This window comes from Mycobacterium sp. (assembly GCF_046095365.1).
Taxonomy (GTDB): domain Bacteria; phylum Actinomycetota; class Actinomycetes; order Mycobacteriales; family Mycobacteriaceae; genus Mycobacterium.
The window spans coordinates 1-13,841 of the sequence record NZ_JBJTJF010000078.1; the positions used below are offsets into that span (position 1 = coordinate 1).

The following is a 13,841-nucleotide window of genomic DNA, read 5'->3' on the forward strand; positions in this document are numbered from 1 at the left end:
CCGCCGGGGGGACCCTCACCGGGTCCGGGTTTCTTGTTGACCGCCTCGACCGGGATCGGCTGGCCGATCACCGGGCGGACGTACAGCCGTGCGGTCTGGCCGAGGTTGCGGGCCTCGTTGCCGTCGTTACCGGGGACGGTGATGACGAGGTTGTCTCCGTCGATGACGACCTCGCTGCCCGACACGCCCAGGCCGTTGACACGGGCGCTGATGATCTCCTGAGCCTGGTTCAGCGCGTCGCGGGTGGGTTTCGAGCCGTCCGGGGTGCGCGCGGTCAGGGTCACCCTGGTGCCGCCCTGCAGGTCGATGCCCAGCTTCGGCTTGGCCTGCCTGTTGCCGGTCAGGAATATCAGCAGGTAGACGCCGACCAGCATGACCAGGAACAGCGCCAGGTAGCGGTACGGATGCACCGGCGCCGGTGACGATGCCACGTGTCGATTCTCCTATGGGTGTATTCGCCTAGGTGTATTCGCCCTGGGCCGCCCAGCGGCCGCTTGCGCTTCCCCGCAAAGAGTACGGGGGCGGGGTTCAGTCCCGGGTGAGGCGGTCCGCGTCGCCCTCGGTCAGGTCGGCGGCCGCCCCGTCCCGGGAAGCGCCGTCGACGGCGGGGACCTCCGGTTCGATCCGGTCGCGGATGGCCAGCTTCATCCAGCGGGTCACCACGCCGGGGGCGATTTCGAGGTCCACCGTGTCGTCGGTGATCCCGGCGATGGTGGCCTGCAACCCGGAGGTGGTGTGCACCCGGTCGCCGACCCGCAAAGATTCGTGCAGGTCGATGGTGGCCTGCAGGGCTTTGCGCTGCCGGCGCGAGGCGAAGAACATGAACGCCCCCATGATGATGATCAGGGGCAGGAGGCTCAGCAGGTCCATCTGGTCGTCGTCCTTCGGTCTCGGGTAGTCGTGACGAGACCACACGGCCCCGTTTCCCGAACAGTCTGCCATCGAGGCGCTCTTTGGTTTCCGGTTGCGGGGCGGTGCTGTGGGGCTAGGCTCGATTCCACCCGCATCGATCCGCCTGCCCCGCACCGGGCACTGTGGAGGAGAACAGCCGTGAACACTGTCGAGCAGACCAGAAAAATCGTCACCGCCATCCCGGGTCCGAACTCCACCGAACTGTCGAAACGCAAGGTCGCGGCGGTTTCGCGCGGGGTCGGCTCCACCATGCCGGTGTTCGTCGCCCGGGCCGGGGGCGGCATCCTCGAGGACGTCGACGGCAACCGGTTCATCGACCTCGGCTCGGGCATCGCCGTCACCACGATCGGCAACTCCTCGCCCCGGGTCGTGGAGGCGGTGCGGGATCAGGTCGGCGAATTCACCCACACCTGCTTCATGGTCACCCCCTACGAGGAGTACGTGGCCGTCGCCGAGCACCTCAACCGGCTCACCCCCGGCTCCTACGAGAAGCGCACCGCCCTGTTCAACTCCGGCGCCGAGGCGGTGGAGAACGCGGTGAAGATCGCCCGGATGTACACCCGCCGCACCGCGGTGGTCGCCTTCGACCACGCCTACCACGGCCGCACCAACCTGACGATGGGCCTGACCGCCAAGTCGATGCCCTACAAGAGCGGCATGGGCCCGTTCGCCCCGGAGATCTACCGGGCGCCGATGTCCTACCCCTACCGCGACGGGCTGATGGACAAGGAGTGGGCCACCAACGGTGAGCTGGCCGCAGAGCGGGCGCTGACCGTCATCGACAAGCAGATCGGTGCGGCGAACCTGGCTGCGGTGATCATCGAGCCGGTCCAGGGCGAAGGCGGCTTCATCGTGCCCGCGCCCGGGTTCCTGCCGGCCCTGCGGGCATGGTGCTCGGAGAACGACGTGGTCTTCATCGCCGACGAGGTGCAGAGCGGGTTCGCCCGGACCGGTCAGATGTTCGCCTGCGAGGACGAGGGCATCGAGCCGGACCTGATCGTCACCGCCAAGGGCATCGCCGACGGGCTGCCGCTGTCCGGCGTCACCGGGCGCGCCGAGATCATGGACGCCGCCCACGTCGGCGCGGTGGGCGGAACCTACGGCGGCAACCCGCTGGCCTGCGCGGCGGCGCTGGCCACGATCGAGACCATCGAACTCGACGGCCTGCTCGGCCGCGCCAAGGAGATCGAGCGGCTGATGAAGGACCGGCTGGGCCGGTTGCAGGCCGACGACGACCGCATCGGCGACGTGCGCGGGCGCGGCGCCATGATCGCGGTGGAGCTGGTCAAATCCGGTACGGCGGAACCGGATCCGGAACTGACCAAGGCGCTGTGCGGCGCCGCCCACGCCCAGGGTCTCATCGTCCTGAGCTGCGGCACGTTCGGAAACGTGCTGCGATTCCTGCCGCCGCTGACCATCAGCGACGAGTTGCTCAACGAGGGCCTCGACGTCCTCGCCGGGATACTCGCCGGCCTCTGACCCGCCAGCCCTGACAAGGAGAGCGCCCATGAACACATACGCAGTAGTCAATCCCGCGACCGGCACGGTGGAGCGCGAGTATCCGACCGCGACCGACGCCGACATCGAGCAGGCGCTGGCCGCCGCCGACAAGGCCTACCGGGAGTGGTCGAAGAACTCCACGGTGGCCCAGCGGGCGGCGCTGATCAAGAAGGTGGGCCAGTTGCACACCGAGCGCCGGGAGAAGCTCGCCGAGATCATCAACCGCGAGATGGGCAAGCCGGTCGAGCAGTCCCTCGGCGAGGTCGACTTCAGCGCCGCGATCTACGACTACTACGCCGACCACGCCGAGAAGTTCCTCGCCGACGAGCCGATCGACCTGCTCGACGGACAGGGCAGCGCGGTGATCAAGCGCGGCCCGGTCGGGGTGCTGCTGGGCATCATGCCGTGGAACTACCCCTACTACCAGGTGGCGAGGTTCGCCGGCCCCAACCTCGTGCTGGGCAACACCATCGTGCTCAAGCACGCCCCGCAGTGCCCGGAGTCGGCGGCGGCCATCCAGCAGATCTTCGACGACGCCGGGTTCCCCGAGGGCGCCTACGTCAACGTCTATGCGACCAACGAGCAGATCGCCGAGGCGATCGCCGACCCGCGGGTGCAGGGTGTGTCGCTCACCGGTTCCGAGCGCGCCGGCGCCGCGGTGGCCGAGATCGCCGGCCGCAACCTCAAGAAGGTGGTGCTCGAACTCGGCGGATCCGATCCGTTCATCGTGCTCAGCACCGACGATCTGGACGCCACCGTGGAGGCGGCAGTCGCCGGCCGGTTCGAGAACACCGGCCAGGCCTGCAACGCCGCCAAGCGCTTCATCGTGGCCGCCGACCTCTACGACGACTTCGTCGACCGGTTCACCAAGAAGGTGCTCGAGATCGCCGACGGCCTGGCTCCGCTGTCCTCGGCGGCCGCCGCCGAACGGCTCGCCGAGCAGGTCGATCAGGCCGTCGCCGACGGTGCCCGACTGGCCTCGGCGGGTGAGCGCAAGGGCGCCTACTTCCCGCCCGGGGTGCTGACCGGCGTCTCACCGGCGTCGCCCTCCTACCGCGAGGAGCTGTTCGGCCCGGTGGCCACGGTGTACAAGGCCGGCTCGGAGGACGAGGCGGTGCAGATCGCCAACGACACCCCGTTCGGGCTGGGCTCGTATGTGTTCACCACCGACGCCGAGCAGGCCAAGCGGGTGGCCGACAAGATCGACGCCGGCATGGTGTTCATCAACGCGGTCGGAGCCGAGGGCGTCGAGTTGCCGTTCGGCGGGATCAAGCGCTCCGGCTTCGGACGCGAGCTTGGCCGGTTCGGCATCGATGAGTTCGTCAACAAGAAACTCATCCGCACCGTCTCCTGACGGGCCCCTGACTCACTCGCCGTCGATGTCCATCACCGGTGTCGGCCGGCGGAATCCCCGGGTCACCACAAGCAGCCAGCCGAATCCGGCCGCCAGCCAGACGATGCCGACCTTGAGGGTCAGCCCGGAGAGGCTGGTCCACAGCCACACCGTCAGCACGAAACCGATCAGCGGCAGAATCAGGTTGCGCGCCACCGACCGGCCCGAACGCTCGCCCAGGTCGATGAAATAGTGCTTCGCGACCGAGAGGTTGACCGCTGAGAATGCCACCAGCGCACCGAAACTCACGATCGAGGCCAGTGTCGCGAGGTCGATGACGACCGCCAGCAGCGACACCAGACTCACCAGCACGATCGCATAGACCGGCGTGCTGAACCGCGGCGAGACATGCCCGAAGAACGGTCGCGGCAGGATCCGGTCGCGCCCCATCGCGAACAGGATCCGGGCCACCGAGGCCTGCGAGGTCAGGGCCGACCCGAGCGCGCCGGCGACGTAGGCCGCGGTGAAGAAGGTGTCCAGGAACCTCCCCCCGGCCGCGCGCATCACGTCCAGCGAGCCGGAGTCGACGTCGGCGAATTTGGTCGAGGGGAACACCAGATGCGCAACATAGGACAGCACGACGAACAGCGTCCCGGAGGCGACCGTGGCGAAGATGATCGCCCGCGGCACGCTGCGGGTGGGGTCTTTGGCCTCCTCGGACAGGGTGGAGACGGCGTCGAAACCCAGAAACGACAGGCACAGCACGGCCGCCCCCGCGACGATCGCGCCCATTCCCGGTGCGCTGCCGTCACCGCGCAGCGGAGCGGTGAGGCTGACGTCGCCCCTGCCCGAGATCGCGGCGAAGGCCATCGCCAGGAAAGTGACGATGAAGATGGTCTGCATCGCGATGATCAGGAAGTTGGCCCGGGCCACCGAGACGATTCCGACGACGTTGAGCACCGTGACGACGGCGATCGCCGTGACGATGAAGACCCAGGCGGGCACCGAGGGGAAGGCGGCCTCCAGATAGATGCCGATGACGAGGTAGTTCAGCATCGGCAGGAACAGATAGTCCAGCAGCAGCGACCAGCCCGTCAGGAAACCCAGCGGCGCGCCGAAGGTCTTCTGGGTGTAGGTGTAGGCCGACCCGGCGACCGGGAACGCCTCCGCCATCCGCGCGTAGGACAGCGCGGTGAAGAACATCGCGACCAGGGTGACCGAATAGGCGACCGGAAGGCGGCCGCCGGTCATCTCGGTGACGATCCCGTAGGTGGTGAAAACGGTCAGCGGGACGATGTAGACCATGCCGAACAGCACCAGCGAGGGCAGGCCCAGCGCGCGTTTGAGTTGTCCCGCTTCACGGGTGCGGACGGTCATGGCGCGGCCTTTCTAATCGACGGCCCGGTAGGCCGGTTGCCCGTTGAGATAGGTGGCGCGCACCGTGATCCCGGGCAGATCCAGCGCAGGGGTGGTTCGCGGATCCCGATCCAGCCAGACCAGGTCGGCGGCGGATCCCCCGGTGATACCGCCCCACTCCCCGTCGGCGAACGCCTGGTAGGCCACCCCGGAGGTGTAGGCCCGCAACGCGGTCTCCACGGGCAGGATCTCCTGCGGCGTCCATCCCCCGGGCGGCTCGCCGCCGGAGGTGCGGCGGGAGACGGCCACCGCGATCCCGTCCAGGGGCCGCCCGGAGGACACCGGCCAGTCCGAACCGTGTGCCAGCGGCGCACCGGAGTCGGCCAGGGTCGCCATCCGGTACTGCCGGTCGGCGCGCTCGCGGCCGAGTCGCGGGACGGTCAGCACCGTCATCAGGGCGTCCATCTGCGCCCACAGCGGCTGCATGGTCGGGATCACGCCCAGTTGGGCGAACCGCGCGAGATCGGCGTCGTCGGCCAGTTGGACGTGGGCGATCACCGGCCGGCGGTCGCGGGGCCCGTTGCTGCGGATCACGTGTTCGATCGCGTCCAGCGCCTGACGGACCGCGGCGTCGCCGATCGCGTGGATGTGGATCTGCAGGCCGAGTTCGTCGACGCGGCGGGCGGCGTCGGCAAGCGAGTCGCCCTCCCAGTTGCGCTGCCCGTGGCTGTGCAGCCCGGAGCAGTACGGCTCGAGCAGAGCCCCGGTCTCGTTCTCCACCACACCGTCGGCGAAGAACTTGACGGTGTGCGCGGTCAGCAGATCCGATCCGGATTCCCGCACCCGGCGGCGCGATTCGGCGTACCGCCCGACCTGGCTGTCGAAGTGGCGCGGATCGGCGTAGAGGGCGAGGTTGAACCGCATCCGCAGGGCGCCCTGCCGGGCCGCGGCCAGATAGGTCTCGACGTCGGCGGGCTCGACCCAGGCGTCCTGCACCCAGGTCACACCGGCGGCCAGCAGATAGTCGGCGGCGGTGCCCAGCGCCGCCACCCGCACCGACTCGTCCTGCGGCGGCACTGCATTCATGACGAGATCGACCGCGCCCCACTCGCGCAGCGTCCCGAGCACCGACCCGTCCTCGCGATGCGGGATCTCACCGAGCACCGGGTCGGGGGTGTCGGCGGTGATGCCGGCACGGCGCAGGGCCTCGGAGTTGCACCACACGGTGTGGTAGTCCCACGCGCGCAGCACAACCGGCCGGTCCGGCACGGCCGCGTCCAGCCATCTCGCGTCGAACAGTCCGCCGGGGGCCAGGCTCCCGTCGTAGGAGGCGCCGACGATCCACTCCCGCTCCGGGTGCCGCCCGGCGAATCGGGCTACCGCAGAGACGATTTCGTCCACCGAGCGGCACGGCCTGATCTCAGGACCGGCAGCCTCCAGCCCGCCGTAAAGCGGATGGGCATGGCCGTCGCCGAACGAGGGCATCAGGAATCCGCCGTCGAGGTCGACGGTGCGGGCGTCGGCGCCGGACTGCTGCCGGGCCTGTTCCCCGACCGCGCGGACCCGCCCGCCGGAGATCAACAGGGCGTCGGAATCGCTCCGGCCGGTCCACACGGTTCCCCCGACGAATAACGTCGCGTCCGACACGCAGACAAACATAGCCGCTCAGTCGAAAAGCGGAGGCTGTCCGAGCCCACCCGCCGCCGGCGGCGGCGTCATCCCCAGATGCGTCCACGCCAGCGGGGTCGCGACCCGGCCGCGCGGTGTGCGCGCGATCATCCCGGCGCGCACAAGGAACGGCTCGCAGACCTCCTCGACCGTGGTTGCCTCCTCCCCGACCGCCACCGCCAGCGTCGACACCCCGACGGGGCCGCCGCCGAAGCTTTTGGTCAGCGCCGACAGCACCGCCCGGTCGAGCCGGTCCAGGCCCAGTTCGTCGACGTCGTAGACCTCCAGCGCGGCCTTGGCGACATCGCGGGTGATGATCCCGTCGGCGCGCACCTCGGCGTAGTCGCGGACCCGGCGCAGCAGCCGGTTGGCGATGCGCGGGGTGCCGCGAGACCGCAGCGCGATCTCGGCACCGGCCTCCGAACCAAGCTCGATCCCCAGGATTCCCGCCGAGCGGCCCAGCACCTGCTCCAGCTCGGCGGGTTCGTAGAAGTCCATGTGGGCGGTGAACCCGAACCGGTCGCGCAGCGGGCCGGTCAGCGCACCGGACCGGGTGGTCGCACCGACCAGGGTGAAGGGCGCAACATCGAGCGGGATCGACGTCGCCCCGGGGCCTTTGCCCACCACCACGTCGACCCGGAAGTCCTCCATCGCCAGATAGAGCATCTCCTCGGCTGGCCTGGCGATGCGGTGGATCTCGTCGATGAACAGCACGTCACCCTCGACGAGGTTGGACAGCATGGCGGCCAGGTCCCCGGCCCGTTCCAGGGCCGGCCCGGAGGTGACCCGCAGCGCCGAGCCCAGCTCATGGGCGATGATCATTGCCAGCGAGGTCTTGCCGAGACCCGGCGGGCCCGACAACAGGATGTGGTCCGGTGTGCCGCCGCGGTTCTTGGCGCCCTCGATGACGAGTTGCAGTTGCTCGCGGACCCGCGGCTGGCCGATGAATTCACCCAGCGAACGGGGCCGCAGGCTGGCGTCGATGTCGCCTTCCCCGACCGTCAGGGCAGCCGAGACCTCCCGCTCCGGCTCCTCGCCGCCGTCCTCGAACCTGCCCATCATTTCTTCCCCAGCAGCGACAGTGCGGCACGCAGCGCGCCCGAGGTGCCGGCCTCCGGATCACCGGCGAGCACCTTGTCGGTGGCCTCCTCGGCCTGCTTGACCGGGAAGCCGAGGCCGACAAGGGCTTCGATCACCGGAGCGCGGACGGCGTGGCCGGTGGCCGCCATACCCGGCGCACCGCCGGGAACCGATCCGATCTTGTCGCGAAGCTCGAGCACCATCCGCTCGGCGCCCCGCTTGCCGATACCGGGCACCCGGGTCAGCGCGGAGACGTCCCCGTCGGCCAGCGCCCGGCGCAGCGCGGTCGCGTCGTAGACCGCGAGGGTGGCCAGCGCGATCTTCGGGCCCACCCCGGATACCCCGAGCAGCATCAGGAACAGGTCGCGGGCCTCGCCGTCGTCGAACCCGTAGAGCGTCATCGAGTCCTCACGCACGATCATCGCGGTCACCAGCCGCGCCTCGGCGCCGCGGCGCAGGGTGGCCAGCGTGGCGGGGGTCGCCATCACCTTGTAGCCGACCCCGGCGGCCTCGACGACGGCGTGGTCCAGGGCGACGTCGAGCACCTCCCCGCGCACCGCGGCGATCACGGCGAACCTCCCGAGACCGCCTTGATCCGGGCCTGGTAGGCGCGGCGCTGCTCGGCGGCCATCGCCTCGGCCTTGGCCATCCGGGCGATCATCGGCGCCCGCCAGCTGTGGCAGATCGCCAGGGCCAGCGCGTCGGCGGCGTCGGCGGGCGTCGGTTTCTGTTGCAGTGCAAGGATTTTGGTGACCATGGCCGTGACCTGATCTTTGTCCGCCCGCCCGTTGCCGGTGACGGCGGCCTTGACTTCGGTCGGCGTATGGAAGTGCACATCGATCTCCCGCCGCGCGGCGGCCAGTGCGATCACCCCGCCGGCCTGCGCCGTGCCCATCACGGTCGAGACGTTCAGCTGCGAGAAGACCCGCTCGACGGCGACCACATCGGGCAGATGGGTGTCCAGCCAGTGCTCGACGGTGTCGCTGATGGCCAGCAGGCGCTTGGCCAGCGGATCCGAGGACGAGGTGCGGACCACGTCGACGTCCAGGGCGATGACCTGGCGGCCGCCGCGGCTGTCGACCACCGCGAGGCCGCACCGGGTCAACCCCGGGTCGACGCCCATAACCCGCACCGCTGCACCTCTCGACTGCGAACAACTGTTCGATAGCCTAGCGGCCCGCACGGACAGCAGCCCGCAGCGACATACCGGGCCGTGTTCAGTCCTCGTCGAGCAGCGCCGCCACGTCGTCGGGGATGTCGATGTTGGTGTAGACGTCCTGCACGTCGTCGCAGTCCTCCAGGGCATCGACCAGCTTGAGCACCTTGCGGGCGGCCTCCAGGTCCACCGGCACGGTGACCGAGGGCTGGAAGGCGGCGTCGGCGGCGTCGTAGTCGATACCGGCGTCCTTCAGGGCGGTGCGCACCGCGACCAGGTCGGTCGGCTCGCAGATGACCTCCCAGCTGTCGTCGAGGTCGTTGACCTCCTCGGCGCCGGCCTCCAGCACAGCCAGCAGGACGTCGTCCTCGCTCAGGCCGTTCTTCTCCAGCGTGACAACGCCCTTGCGGGAGAACAGGTAGGCGACCGAACCCGGGTCGGCCATGTTGCCGCCGTTGCGGGTCATCGCCACCCGGACCTCGCCGGCCGCCCGGTTGCGGTTGTCGGTCAGGCACTCGATGAGCACCGCCACCCCGTTGGGCCCGTAGCCCTCGTAGGTGATGTTCTGCCAGTCCGCGCCCCCGGCCTCCTCACCGGCGCCGCGCTTGCGGGCGCGCTCGATGTTGTCGTTGGGGACCGAGGACTTCTTGGCCTTGGCGATGGCGTCCCACAGGGTGGGGTTTCCGTCCGGGTCACCGCCGCCGGTCCGCGCGGCCACCTCGATGTTCTTGATCAACTTCGCGAACAACTTGCCGCGCTTGGCGTCGATGACGGCCTTCTTGTGCTTGGTGGTAGCCCACTTGGAATGGCCGCTCATGTGCTGTAGTCCTCGTTCGTGCCGGTCGGTGCGCCGCTGAGTCTACTGCGGGGCGGGAACGGCTCTCACCCGGTGACGATGTCGACGAACAACCTGTGCACCCGGCGATCGCCGGTGATCTCGGGGTGGAAGGCGGTGGCCAGCACCCGGCCCTGGCGAACTGCGACGATGTGATCACCGGCCCGGGCCAGCACCTCCACGTCCGGCCCGATCCGTTCCACCCAGGGGGCCCGGATGAACACGGCGTGGGCCGGGCCGTCGAGCCCGCGGAACTCGATGTCGTCCTCGAAGGAGTCGACCTGGCGTCCGAAGGCGTTGCGCCGCACCGTCATGTCGATCCCGCCGAGCGGCAGGGCCTCGCGCCCCGGCACCCCGGCGTCGAGGATCTCGCTGGCCAGCAGGATCATCCCGGCGCAGGACCCGTAGGCGGGCATGCCCCGGGCGAGCCGCTCCCGCAGCGGCTCCAGCAGGCCCGTCTCGCGCAGCAGCAGGCTCATGGTGGTGGACTCCCCGCCCGGGATGACCAACGCGTCCACCGATTCGAGCTCGCTCCGCCGCCGCACCGTGCAGGCCTCGGCCCCGGCCTGGCGAAGCGCAGCCAGGTGCTCGCGGGTGTCGCCCTGCAGCGCCAGCACCCCGACCGCGGGGCCGCTCACCCTGAGCCCGGCGTGTACCCCCGCACGTAGCGGGTCAGGCCCTCCTGAACGACGGCGGCGACCATCTGCCCGGCCCGGTTGAAGATCTGGCCCTGGGTCAGCGCCCGGCCGCCCGAGGCCGACGGCGAGGACTGGTCGTAGAGCAGCCAGTCGTCGGCGCGGAAGGGGCGCATGAACCACATGGCGTGGTCCAGCGATGCGATCATCAGGTTCGGGCGCTCGGCGGAGTGGGTGGAGTGCGCCGAGGCCAGCAGGGTCAGGTCACTCATGTAGGCCAGCGCGCAGATGTGCAGCAGCGGATCGTCGGGCATCGGATCCTTGTGTTTGAACCACACCTGCTGCTGGCACACCTTCCCGGGCACGGCGGTCAGATCCCCCGGAGGCACCCGGCGGATGTCCCACTCGGCGAACTGGGCGATCCGGCCCCGGCTGAATCCGTATTCCGGGGAATGGAAGTCGGGCAGAGCCTCGGGCGGAGGGGTGACGGGCATGGCGTCCTGGTGCTCGATGCCCACCTGTTCGGTCTGGAACGACGCGCCCATCGAGAAGATCACCTCGCCGTTCTGCACGGCGTTGACCCGCCGGGTGCAGAACGAGCCCCCGTCGCGCGGACGGTCCACGAGGTAGACCGCCGGTTTGGTGGCGTCGCCCGGTCGCAGGAAGTAGCCGTGCAGCGAGTGCACGCGGTAGGCCGGGTCCACGGTGCGCACAGCGGATACCAGCGCCTGCCCGGCGATGTGACCGCCGAAAGTCCTTTGCAGAAAGCCTTCCTCTGGGTTGAACACCGCACCGCGGTAGATGTTGACCTCGAGCTGCTCGAGTCCGAGGATGCGTTCGATGGACATCGCCCGCGGTTGTCCGGCCGCCTACCAGCCGCGCTGGGCCAGCCGGTGCGGCTCGGGGATGTCGTCGACGTTGATTCCCACCATCGCCTCGCCCAGGCCGCGGGAGACCTTGGCCAGCACGTCGGGATCGTCGTAGAAGGTGGTGGCCTTCACGATCGCCGCACCCCGCTGCTCGGGATCCCCGGACTTGAAGATCCCCGAGCCGACGAAGACGCCCTCGGCACCGAGCTGCATCATCATCGCGGCATCCGCCGGGGTGGCGATGCCGCCGGCGGTGAACAGCGTGACCGGCAGCTTGCCGGCCCGGGCCACCTCGACGACGAGGTCGTAGGGCGCCTGCAGTTCCTTGGCGGCGACGAACAGCTCGTCCTCGCTCAGCGAGGTCAGCCGGCGGATCTCGCCGGCGATGGCACGCATGTGGGTGGTCGCGTTCGACACGTCGCCGGTACCGGCCTCGCCCTTGGAACGGATCATCGCGGCCCCCTCGGTGATGCGGCGCAGCGCCTCCCCCAGATTGGTCGCCCCGCACACGAAGGGCACCGTGAACCGCCACTTGTCGATGTGGTGGGTGTAGTCGGCCGGTGTGAGCACCTCGGACTCGTCGATGTAGTCCACCCCCAGGCTCTGCAGGATCTGGGCTTCCACGAAGTGCCCGATGCGCACCTTGGCCATCACCGGGATGGTGACCGCGGAGATGATGCCCTCGATCAGGTCGGGGTCGCTCATCCGGGCCACCCCGCCCTGGGCGCGGATGTCGGCGGGCACCCGTTCCAGCGCCATCACCGCAACGGCCCCGGCGGCCTCGGCGATCCGCGCCTGCTCGGGGGTGACGACGTCCATGATGACGCCGCCCTTGAGCATCTCGGCCATGCCGCGCTTGACTCGAGCCGTACCGGTTGCTGCGCTGTCCACTGTTGGCTCCTTCGCTTGGTGCGCACCCAGTCTAATCAGCGAATTGCCCACGGTTTCGCGGGCGGCTCGTCCAACCGGCCCGCTTCGGCGAGCACGTCACCGAGTTGTAACGGGTACACCGTCTGGCCGGAGTCCCGGAGCCGGGCGATCGCCGCGGCGTCGCACCAGTCGTGGCCGTGGATGTAGCGCCGTTCCAGGGCGGTGCGCCCGCTCGGCGACGGCTCGAAGCGGCGGGTGCGGTGGACGAAGAAGAACTCCTCGCTGTGCATCACCTCGCGGTTGAACCGGATCACCGCCTCGCGCCGCCAGACCGGGCCGAGCAGGTCTCCGGCGTCGACCACCAGACCGGTCTCCTCGGCGAGCTCGCGTACGGCGGCGCCGGCCAGCGGCTCCCCCGGCCGCACCCTTCCCCCGACGGTGAACCACCACCGCGGCGCGGACCCGTCGGCGATGGCCGGATCCGAGCCGCACAGCAGCAGCACCGCGCCGTCCTGGTCGAGCAGGACGACCCGTGCCGAGGTCCGGCTCAGCACCGAGCGGTTTCCGCGACCATCACCGCTGCGCCGGCTCGGCGATCTCGAAATAGCTTGGCAGCGCGGCATGTCCGCCCAAACGCAACCACCGCACCGGGCGCCGCTCACGCAGCGCCAGGGTGTCGCGCACGGCGTCGTTGTGGAAACGCCTGGCCAGCAGCACCCGGGTCTCGGCCTCGGCCAGTTCGGCCGCCAGCCCGGGCGGAACCGTGTCCGGGTCGACCTGGCTCAGCGCGGTGGACAACGCGTTCTCGCGGACCTCCCGGGCCGGGCGGGGCGCCCGCTCCGCGGCGTCGGCCAGTTCGGCCAGTCGCCGCCCGTCGTCGGCGCCGCCGTAGGCCTGTGCGGCGATCGCCCTGGCCACCACCGCGCGGCGGGCCAGCGCCGAGTCGAGGGCCTGCCAGGACAGGTCGTACCGAACGTGCAGACGGTCCAGCCGGTTGGCGGTCCGCAGCGCCCACACCGCGATAGCGGCCAGGACGAGGACCAGTGCCCCGGTGAGTGTCCAGTACAGGCCGGGCGCCATCAGGCGGACCCGGATCTGGCCGTCCCGGCGACCGACACCTTCATCCCGGATGCCGCCACGGTCTCGTAGACCCGCATGATCTCGTCGGCCACCACCGACCAGTCGTAGCGCTGCACGGCCGCGGTGGCCGCCTTGATGTAGCGCCGCCGCAGTCTGGCGTCACCCAGCACCGCGATCAGCGCCTCGGCCAGCGCCGCGGAATCCTCGACAGGCACCAGCCGCCCGGCCCTGCCGTCCTCGAGCACCCGCCGGAAGGCGTCGAGGTTGCTGGCGACCACCGGGGTACCGGCCGCCATCGCCTCGACCAGAACGATGCCGAAGCTCTCCCCGCCGGTGTTGGGTGCGCAGTAGACGTCTGCGCTGCGCAGCGCCGAGGCTTTCTCGGCGTCGTCGACCTGCCCGAGAAACCTCAGGTGCCCGACCAACTCCCCGGCCTTCTCGCGCAGCTCGTCCTCGTCACCGCGGCCCACCACGAGGATCTGCACGTCGGCGAATCGTGCGACCAGAGCAGGCAGCGTCTGTGCCGCCTGCTGCACGGTGTTGACAA

13 protein-coding genes and 2 pseudogenes are annotated in these 13,841 nt (G+C 70.0%); 2 read left to right on the forward strand and 13 right to left on the reverse strand.

What is annotated here, in order from left to right:
• Together ACKOQ4_RS06310 and yajC are read right to left on the reverse strand one after the other, a co-directional pair.
• Positions 1-431 (reverse strand): annotated as a pseudogene (locus ACKOQ4_RS06310) (protein translocase subunit SecD); the annotation flags it as partial.
• A gap of 97 nt (positions 432-528) precedes the next feature.
• Complete coding sequence (gene yajC / locus ACKOQ4_RS06315) at positions 529-870, reverse strand: preprotein translocase subunit YajC (RefSeq protein ID WP_526289972.1); 342 nt, start codon at positions 868-870, stop codon at positions 529-531.
• A gap of 180 nt (positions 871-1,050) precedes the next feature.
• Between yajC and gabT the strand changes: the two genes are divergently transcribed.
• Together gabT and ACKOQ4_RS06325 are read left to right on the forward strand one after the other, a co-directional pair.
• Positions 1,051-2,391, forward strand: coding sequence for a 4-aminobutyrate--2-oxoglutarate transaminase (gene gabT / locus ACKOQ4_RS06320; protein WP_526289948.1), 1,341 nt, complete (start codon positions 1,051-1,053; stop codon positions 2,389-2,391).
• Between the two features lie 28 nt (positions 2,392-2,419).
• Positions 2,420-3,766, forward strand: a complete 1,347-nt coding sequence (locus ACKOQ4_RS06325) for an NAD-dependent succinate-semialdehyde dehydrogenase (protein WP_526289950.1) — start codon at positions 2,420-2,422, stop codon at positions 3,764-3,766.
• Between the two features lie 12 nt (positions 3,767-3,778).
• Here ACKOQ4_RS06325 and ACKOQ4_RS06330 read toward each other — a convergent pair whose 3' ends face one another.
• The 11 genes and pseudogenes from ACKOQ4_RS06330 to ACKOQ4_RS06380 form a co-directional block, all read right to left on the reverse strand.
• Positions 3,779-5,122, reverse strand: coding sequence for an amino acid permease (locus ACKOQ4_RS06330; RefSeq protein WP_526289952.1), 1,344 nt, complete (start codon positions 5,120-5,122; stop codon positions 3,779-3,781).
• Positions 5,123-5,134: 12 nt separating this feature from the next.
• Positions 5,135-6,748: an amidohydrolase gene (locus ACKOQ4_RS06335; protein ID WP_526289954.1), complete on the reverse strand. Its 1,614-nt coding sequence runs from the start codon at positions 6,746-6,748 to the stop codon at positions 5,135-5,137.
• 18 nt (positions 6,749-6,766) lie between these two features.
• Complete coding sequence (gene ruvB / locus ACKOQ4_RS06340; RefSeq protein ID WP_526289956.1) at positions 6,767-7,828, reverse strand: Holliday junction branch migration DNA helicase RuvB; 1,062 nt, start codon at positions 7,826-7,828, stop codon at positions 6,767-6,769.
• Positions 7,828-8,418, reverse strand: coding sequence for a Holliday junction branch migration protein RuvA (gene ruvA, locus ACKOQ4_RS06345; protein ID WP_526289958.1), 591 nt, complete (start codon positions 8,416-8,418; stop codon positions 7,828-7,830). The genes ruvB and ruvA overlap by 1 nt, the downstream gene beginning before the upstream one ends.
• Complete coding sequence (gene ruvC / locus ACKOQ4_RS06350; protein ID WP_526289960.1) at positions 8,415-8,981, reverse strand: crossover junction endodeoxyribonuclease RuvC; 567 nt, start codon at positions 8,979-8,981, stop codon at positions 8,415-8,417. The genes ruvA and ruvC overlap by 4 nt, the downstream gene beginning before the upstream one ends.
• An 85-nt stretch (positions 8,982-9,066) precedes the next feature.
• Positions 9,067-9,822 carry a YebC/PmpR family DNA-binding transcriptional regulator gene (locus tag ACKOQ4_RS06355; RefSeq protein WP_526289962.1) on the reverse strand — a complete coding sequence of 252 codons (756 nt, stop codon included), beginning with the start codon at positions 9,820-9,822 and terminating at the stop codon, positions 9,067-9,069.
• A 65-nt stretch (positions 9,823-9,887) separates the two neighbouring features.
• Complete coding sequence (gene pdxT / locus ACKOQ4_RS06360) at positions 9,888-10,478, reverse strand: pyridoxal 5'-phosphate synthase glutaminase subunit PdxT (RefSeq protein ID WP_526289964.1); 591 nt, start codon at positions 10,476-10,478, stop codon at positions 9,888-9,890.
• Positions 10,475-11,323 (reverse strand): acyl-CoA thioesterase II, encoded by an 849-nt coding sequence (locus tag ACKOQ4_RS06365; RefSeq protein WP_526289966.1) that lies wholly within the window; start codon positions 11,321-11,323, stop codon positions 10,475-10,477. The genes pdxT and ACKOQ4_RS06365 overlap by 4 nt, the downstream gene beginning before the upstream one ends.
• Before the next feature lie 21 nt (positions 11,324-11,344).
• Positions 11,345-12,235, reverse strand: a complete 891-nt coding sequence (gene pdxS, locus ACKOQ4_RS06370; protein ID WP_526289968.1) for a pyridoxal 5'-phosphate synthase lyase subunit PdxS — start codon at positions 12,233-12,235, stop codon at positions 11,345-11,347.
• Between the two features lie 35 nt (positions 12,236-12,270).
• Positions 12,271-13,294: pseudogene (locus ACKOQ4_RS06375) on the reverse strand (NUDIX hydrolase).
• A partial coding sequence (locus ACKOQ4_RS06380; protein WP_526289970.1) for a glycosyltransferase family 4 protein occupies positions 13,294-13,841 on the reverse strand: 548 nt, incomplete at its 5' end. The pseudogene ACKOQ4_RS06375 and the gene ACKOQ4_RS06380, both read right to left, overlap by 1 nt.

Coding starts and splice junctions, on each gene's coding strand:
- yajC (WP_526289972.1), bottom strand. CDS start 870: ATGGACCTGCTGAGCCTCCTGCCCCTGATCATCATCATGGGGGCGTTC.
- ACKOQ4_RS06325 (WP_526289950.1), top strand. CDS start 2,420: ATGAACACATACGCAGTAGTCAATCCCGCGACCGGCACGGTGGAGCGC.
- ruvB (WP_526289956.1), bottom strand. CDS start 7,828: ATGGGCAGGTTCGAGGACGGCGGCGAGGAGCCGGAGCGGGAGGTCTCG.
- ACKOQ4_RS06330 (WP_526289952.1), bottom strand. CDS start 5,122: ATGACCGTCCGCACCCGTGAAGCGGGACAACTCAAACGCGCGCTGGGC.
- ACKOQ4_RS06365 (WP_526289966.1), bottom strand. CDS start 11,323: ATGTCCATCGAACGCATCCTCGGACTCGAGCAGCTCGAGGTCAACATC.
- ACKOQ4_RS06355 (WP_526289962.1), bottom strand. CDS start 9,822: ATGAGCGGCCATTCCAAGTGGGCTACCACCAAGCACAAGAAGGCCGTC.